Source organism: Nonomuraea sp. NPDC050783 (genome assembly GCF_040802095.1).
Lineage (GTDB): Bacteria > Actinomycetota > Actinomycetes > Streptosporangiales > Streptosporangiaceae > Nonomuraea.
In genome coordinates this window covers 242918-249215 of record NZ_JBFAHK010000014.1, presented here as the reverse complement: position 1 = coordinate 249215, position 6298 = coordinate 242918, and the positions used below count along the sequence as shown (strand labels likewise).

9 protein-coding genes and 1 tRNA gene are annotated in these 6298 nt (G+C 68.6%); 2 read left to right on the top strand and 8 right to left on the bottom strand.

All coding sequences use genetic code 11. The features are described 5' to 3' along the window. Positions 1 to 92 precede the first annotated feature (92 nt). On the bottom strand, positions 93 to 437 hold the full coding sequence (locus tag AB0H75_RS32855) for a helix-turn-helix domain-containing protein (protein WP_367803141.1): 345 nt from the start codon (positions 435 to 437) through the stop codon (positions 93 to 95). 397 nt (positions 438 to 834) lie between these two features. Next, the gene (locus AB0H75_RS32850) at positions 835 to 1611 is read right to left on the bottom strand and encodes a hypothetical protein (protein WP_367803139.1); all 777 of its coding nucleotides are present in this window, start codon (positions 1609 to 1611) and stop codon (positions 835 to 837) included. Between the two features lie 111 nt (positions 1612 to 1722). Between AB0H75_RS32850 and AB0H75_RS32845 the strand changes: the two genes are divergently transcribed. Both AB0H75_RS32845 and AB0H75_RS32840 read left to right on the top strand, forming a co-directional pair. After that, a complete protein-coding gene (locus AB0H75_RS32845) occupies positions 1723 to 1938 on the top strand; it encodes a hypothetical protein (protein ID WP_367803137.1) in 216 nt (71 codons plus the stop codon). Further along, positions 1935 to 2426 carry a hypothetical protein gene (locus tag AB0H75_RS32840; protein ID WP_367803135.1) on the top strand — a complete coding sequence of 164 codons (492 nt, stop codon included), beginning with the start codon at positions 1935 to 1937 and terminating at the stop codon, positions 2424 to 2426. The genes AB0H75_RS32845 and AB0H75_RS32840 overlap by 4 nt, the downstream gene beginning before the upstream one ends. A 571-nt stretch (positions 2427 to 2997) precedes the next feature. Here the strand turns inward: AB0H75_RS32840 and AB0H75_RS32835 are convergent. From AB0H75_RS32835 to AB0H75_RS32810, 6 genes are all read right to left on the bottom strand, one after another. Then, positions 2998 to 3069 (bottom strand) — tRNA-Val (locus tag AB0H75_RS32835). Between the two features lie 17 nt (positions 3070 to 3086). After that, positions 3087 to 4070 (bottom strand): ROK family protein, encoded by a 984-nt coding sequence (locus tag AB0H75_RS32830; protein ID WP_367803133.1) that lies wholly within the window; start codon positions 4068 to 4070, stop codon positions 3087 to 3089. A 143-nt stretch (positions 4071 to 4213) separates the two neighbouring features. Then, positions 4214 to 4534, bottom strand: coding sequence for a hypothetical protein (locus tag AB0H75_RS32825; RefSeq protein WP_367803131.1), 321 nt, complete (start codon positions 4532 to 4534; stop codon positions 4214 to 4216). Positions 4535 to 4560: 26 nt separating this feature from the next. Next, positions 4561 to 5037, bottom strand: a complete 477-nt coding sequence (locus AB0H75_RS32820) for a peroxiredoxin (RefSeq protein WP_367803129.1) — start codon at positions 5035 to 5037, stop codon at positions 4561 to 4563. A gap of 55 nt (positions 5038 to 5092) precedes the next feature. Beyond that, entirely contained in the window at positions 5093 to 5521 is a 429-nt protein-coding gene (locus AB0H75_RS32815; protein WP_367803127.1) for a DUF3052 domain-containing protein, read from the bottom strand. A 117-nt stretch (positions 5522 to 5638) separates the two neighbouring features. Next, the gene (locus tag AB0H75_RS32810; protein WP_367803125.1) at positions 5639 to 6046 is read right to left on the bottom strand and encodes a secondary thiamine-phosphate synthase enzyme YjbQ; all 408 of its coding nucleotides are present in this window, start codon (positions 6044 to 6046) and stop codon (positions 5639 to 5641) included. Between the last annotated feature and the right edge of the window lie 252 nt (positions 6047 to 6298).

The window sequence follows — 6298 nt, the reverse complement described above, 5'->3', positions numbered from 1 at the left end:
CAGCAGCCTGGGCTACCGTAGCCCTGCCGACTACGAGGCCGCCGCAGTGGCCTGACCACCACAACAATGGTGTCCGTCGAAGCGGAGCAAGCTCAGCAGGCGGCCACATGCCCGCTGGCGGGCTCCAACCCGACGTACAACATGCGGCGATCCGCCTTGAGCCCCTGCCGTTCCGCTTCGGCCAGGAAGAGCGATTTCGAGCCCCGGACGGCCGGTTCCGTCGGCAACGCGCGCTGCACCAGCACCCGAGGGGCCGACGAGGCAGGGCCCTCCGGCGCACGAACCGCCGGCCCCTTCCGCATCTGAGAGATGCGACCCGGTGAGACGCCCAGCCGCCCGGCGATCTCCTCCAGGCTCATGCCGGACTCCCGCGCCTCGGCGATGGCCTGCCGCCGCATCTTGGCGGCCTCGGTCACCAGTCCCTGCTCCTCGGCCATGAGTCGGCTGAGGATACGGGCTCGTTCCACGGGATCACTGACCTGCGCGACTTCTCTCAGCGTCCAAGTCCATCCGTGTGCCGCCTCCTCAACGACCGACATGCGGCGCACTTTAGCCCCCTAAATCAGGGTCCTAGAGCAGACCCCACCTACAGGACAAATGGTGCTGCAACACCACCCGTAGGCAGGGGTCTTGCGCGAAGTCCTCAGAAACGAGGGTGGCATCCAGGCAGACACCCCATCGGATACGAGCTCGCCCTGAGTTCGAACCAGTGACCTCTCACTTGCAAGGCACACCACCAGGCGACGGGATCACGGCCGACCCCCGCCCCACCGGGGATTACAATCCCGCGCGATCCCCTCGGATCCAGGGCCGTCCGAGCCGGTTGTCACTCAGTCAGTCATCCGGGATCCGACCTGCGGGCTGGGACTGCTGCCAGACGTCCCGGCCGTTGCTCCACAGCTCGCAGGCGTGGTACGCGAACCGGTCGAACAAACCGTCGTCCTGATACCGCCGCAGGTGCAGCATCGGCGAGTCGTGACCGACGAGCTTCGCCAGATGAGGCGTGACGAGCATCTCCGCGTCGAACCGGAACACGCTCATGGCGATGTGCTCGTCCCCGAACCGGGCTTCGACACCGGGAACGCCGCGTAGCTGCTCGACCTCCGACAACGTGATCCGAATGCGGGTGGAGACGGTCAGCGGGACGTTCTCCACCTCCTCACGGCGGCGCGTGACCTCGCTCTCCGGGTCACCGACGAGGAACCGGACCTTGACGCCCTGCTGGGCCTTCCTCTTGAGCACCTTCGCGAGGTTGGGGTGTTCCAGCCACAGGAAGTAGTTCGTGTAACCGGCGAACACGATCTCGTTGCGCGCCGAATTGATGAGATTGCGCCAGATTGATTTCGGGCAGGCGGAGCGATACGGATAAACAGTCAAGACTTCCTTGTCCGGCCCGGTCTTCACCGTATTGCGAATTGCGTCTGGCCATAGCACGGCTGTCTCAACTCCTAGCGCCTCTGCGGCGGCCCATTGGTGTCGCATGTGCGGAACGCGCGTTTCGTCTTGCAGCCAGCGTTCCACGGTCTTGACGTCCACGCCACAACGATCGGCCAAGCTCTGGTTCGTGACCTGGGCTTTCAGCATGGCGCTGCGTAGGGGGACGTTGGCCACGGTACACCTCGAACGGGGGACGCCAGGGACGTCTGGAGCGTAACGCCATAACGTCCTGGACGTCTTGATAACGCGGTGGGTTTGTCACGCTCAGGTAAGCACGCTGACCCCATGACCACTCCGGTAATTCTCGAAGACCTCCAGGCGGCTTTTCCCGGTTGGTGTATCTGGCGTAGTTCTGCGGGCCGTCTCTGGGCCACCCGGAACGGTCGTCGCCTGTCCCCGCGCGAGATGGATCACGGCCTGTCCCAGACGATCGACGCGGACGACATCGCCCAGCTCGCCGAGCGCCTGAAGGAGCAGGAAGCAGCGGAGCGGACGCTGTGACCGCCTTTTCCAGCAGAATCGGCCGTCGCGCCGAGATCACGGGGATGCTCCACAGCCCGGCATCGACACAAGCGTGGGCCTCCTGTCTCATCGGACGCCACGGGACCGTGACAGCGGAGCTGCGCAACGGCATCCTGGCCCTGCTCGCCCTGGACGGAGCGGCACACGAGATGCCCGGCAACATGAAGCGCTGGGCGGTCCACTGGGATGACCTGCTGATCCAAGATGACGAGACACCACCCCTCCAGCCGTGTGTCGGCTACCGCCTGGGCCTGTCCGACCGGCAAGGAAAAGCCGTCCAGCACGCGGTACGCACCGAACACGAGATCGGCCTGTGCGGCGCGGCGGTGCGCCCCCTGCCGACGCTGGGATGGAGCCTGCCCTTCCTGCCCACGACCACGCGAGCCTGCCCGGCCTGTGTCCGCCTGGTGGAATCCGGAGCAGAGGAAGGAATGGCACCCGCCGCACCGCCTCTACCGTCCCGCTGACCAGGTTGCGTCCCCTCCCACCTCGTACGCCGTCGACTCACCGCGTAGCGGCAGCGGGCCGGGGACGGAGCGCTCCCGCCGGAGGCATGAGGGTTGAAAAGCCCCCCGTTCCTGGTGAGTGGAGCGGCCGGTGCCCATGTGGAGCATCCGAAGGGCCGTGAAGCGGTGGGGGCCGGCGGCGGAATGACGGCAACGGCGCGAAGGTCGGCCACCGAAGGTGTACGGCGGCGCGGCGTCCGCGCGGTGGCACGGCCCGAGCCGCTGCCGCCCGGGACCGGCCCTCTGGCCGCACGCCCGGGCGGCGCGTGGGCGCGGAGCCGTACCACCACACGGACCTCGTGTGCTGCACGCGAAGGGGAACGACCGTCACGGCCCACAACGTACGGCGCGACTTCCGCAAGGTCGTCGAGGCGATGGGGCTCACCGGACGGGAGCGGTCACCGAGACGGTCTACCGGCACCAGATCAGGCCCGTGATCATGCAGGGAGCCACGGCGATAGACATGATCTTCGGGAGTTGGTCACTCACCTAGTCGCCGTTTTCAAGATTGAAGATCAAGAGTTTTCGCAGGTGGGCGGTACTGGGTTCGAACCAGTGACCCCTCGCTTGTAAGGCGAGTGCTCTACCGCTGAGCTAACCGCCCCTGATCGGCACTACACCTTACGACACCAAGGGGGCCGATCGCACATCCACTTTCCAGCCGGGGCCCAGTTCCGGGTGGCCGGCGGCGCGCCAGCCGAGCAGGGCGGCGCCGAGCATGCCGGCGTCCATTCCCAGGGCGGCCGGGATCAGTGGCGGGGCGTCGCGGAAGGCCAGGCGCTTGACCAGGCGCGTGCGGACGGGGTCGAACAGGGCCGGGCCGGCTTCGGCGAGGCCGCCGCCCAGGACGATGACCGAGGGGTCCAGGAGCAGCGTGTACGTGGCCAGGGCCAGCGACAGCGCCTCAACGGCCTCGTCCCAGACCTCGATGGCGATCGGGTCGTCGGAGGTGACGACCTGCTCGGCCCTGACACCCTCGACGCCGGCCCGCTGGCTGTAGCGGCGGCCCACCGAGGCGGCCGAGGCGTACGTCTCCAGGCAGCCGAACTGGCCGCAGGCGCACTGCTCGCCATCCGGGAAGACCGGGGTGTGGCCGATCTCGCCCGCCCAGCCCGCGGAGCCGCCGTACGGCTCGCCGCGGATGATGGAGGCGCCGGCGATGCCGGTGCCGATGGGCAGGAAGAGGAAGTCGGACACGCCGCGGCCGGCGCCCAGGATGCTCTCGGCGAGGCCGCCCGTGCGGACGTCGTGGCCCAGCATGACCGGGATGTCCAGGGTGGTGAACGCCGAGGCGGGGACGTCGCGCCAACCGAGGTTGGCCGCGTAGAGGGCGGCGTTGTCGGAGACCAGGCCGGGGACGGCCAGGCCCACGCCCGCCGGGTCGCCGTCGCCCGCGGCGGCGAGGTGGCCGATGAAGTCGGAGATGGCGGCCACGACCGCTTCGGGGCCCTCGGCCCGCGGGGTGGGGCGGCGCTCGCTCAGCAGCACCTTGCCGGAGTCGCTGACCAGGCCGCCCTTCATGGACGTGCCACCGACGTCGAGTGCGACGACGAACGACGAACGACCGGGCGGACGACGGCTCGACGTACTGCTCAATGCGGACACGGAAGGAGACGATAGCGCAGCTCAGCCGATGTCTGGAAAGGGCCTCCGCCCGGGATGGCCGTTCCCGGGGCTTCCCGGTCGTCGTGGGCAGCCGTCACCGCCCAGGGGCGATGGCCCCACGCCGCGCAGGCCGAGTGCCGGGCTCAGGCGCGGCCGAGGACGCGGTTGAGTGCCGCCTCGACCTCCGCCGCCAGCCCCGGCGGCGTCTGCACGGACGAGCAGGCGAGCGCCTCGTCCGCCGCCCGCGCCAGCCACACGGCCCCGCAGGAGCGGCACTCCACCTCGCCCAGGCGGCAGATCAGCGCCGTGGACCCGCAGGTGCCGCAGCTGTCGAGATCGAGGTCGTGCAGGCGCTGACAGTCCGGGCAGATCAGCACCTGGGCCTCGTGGCGCACCCCGCGCTGCCACGGGCTCGCGCCACGGACCGGGTCCGTCTGCCGGGCCCCGCAGCGGTAGCAGGGCATCGTTCCCTCCGAAGTCTGTGCCGGTGTCAGTGAATGACGGCGAGCGCCTTGACGTAGTCGGCGACGTCGCGCGCGGAGGAGATCGGATTGACCACCGACCACCGGATCACGCCCTCGCCGTCGATGACGAAGGTCCCTCTCAGTGCGAGCCCCTTCGCCTCATCGAACACACCGTACGCCTGAGCGACCTGTCCGTGTGGCCAGAAATCAGAGAGCAACGAAAAGGTGTAACCCTCGCGATCCGCCCAGGCGCGGTGGGCGAAGACGGAGTCCACCGAAACCGTCAGCAGCCGGACGTCGTCGCCGAGAGGGGTGTCGCGCAGCGCGTCGAGCTCGCCGCCGCAGATGCCGCTGAAGGCGAGCGGATAGAAGACCAGCACGACCCTTCCGCCCCTGAGCCGGGACAGGCGCACCGGGGCGCCGTGCTGGTCCTGTAGCTCGAAGTCCGGAGCCGGGGCGCCGACCTCGGCAGGATGTGCGTTCACGCCTTCATCCTGCCGCATGCCGGGCGCCGGAGCTCCCCGTGTGGCAGTCTTCGTGGCAGTCTCCGGCGGGCTCCTACCGTCGGCCCTTGGGCGTCACGAGCCGGGTCCCCGACCAGTCGGGGGCTGCGGAGATGCTGCTGGTCTGCGAGAGACCCGCGGTGGCGGCGTCCTCACCGATGTCACTCGGCTCCACGTGGCCCTCGCGCCCGGCCTTGGGGGTGAGCAGCCAGATCTGGCCACCCTCGGCGAGTGCACGCATGGCGCTGGTCAGCGTGTCGAACAGGTCGCCGTCGCCGTCGCGCCACCACAGCAGCACCACGTCGACGACCTCGTCGCTCTCCTCGTCCAGCAGCTCGGTGCCGGTCAGGTTCTCGATGGAGTCGCGAAGATCGTCGTCGACGTCCTCGTCCCAGCCGATCTCCTGCACCACCTGACCCGGCTTGAGGCCGAGTCGTTCGGCCAGGCCGCGCTCGCCCTGCGCCTGACCCGCGGTCGCGCTCACGTTTATCCCTCCTGCTTGAGTGGCCCCGCTTATGCGGTTTATCGCTTCGGCACAGTCCACACGCTGTGACCCTCGGTCGTCAACGGTCGCCACGGGTACGGCCGTACTCGGTCAGAATCAATCCGACAAGAACGACAGGCGAACCTGGCGTTGCGTGTTGTCGACATTGAGGTCCACAACGGCGATGGACTGCCACGTGCCCAGCGCCAGCCGCCCGCCGAGCACCGGAACGGTGGCGTACGGCGGGATCAGCGCGGGCATGACGTGCGATCTGCCGTGGCCGCGCGAACCGTGGCGATGGCGCCACCGGTCGTCGGCCGGCAGCAGCTCGCGCAACGCGGCCAGCAGGTCGTCGTCGCTGCCGGAGCCCAGCTCCAGCAGGGCGACGCCGGCGGTGGCGTGCGGCACGAATATATGCAGCAAGCCGTCTTCACCCTGACCGCGTACGAACTCGGCGCATTCGTCGGTGATGTCGTGCACGGTCTCACGTGAACCCGTGGCCACGGAGATGATTTCTGATCTCACGAAGTAATCTTACTGAGGCGCGACGCCGGCACCCTGGCCGCGAACTCCGGCCCGGTACGCCCGCCGCCGGGCCACATCGTGCTGGGGGGCCCGCAGCGCGAGCCCTGGACCTCTGCGATGACGCCGCTCCCGTCCCTTTCTCCGCCGGTATTCCTGTCGTACCAGGAGACGGTCTCCTGCCGTCGCATTCATACCTCCCACATTGGTACGTAGAAAGCCGGACGAAAAGACCAGATCCCGAGATCGGACGAT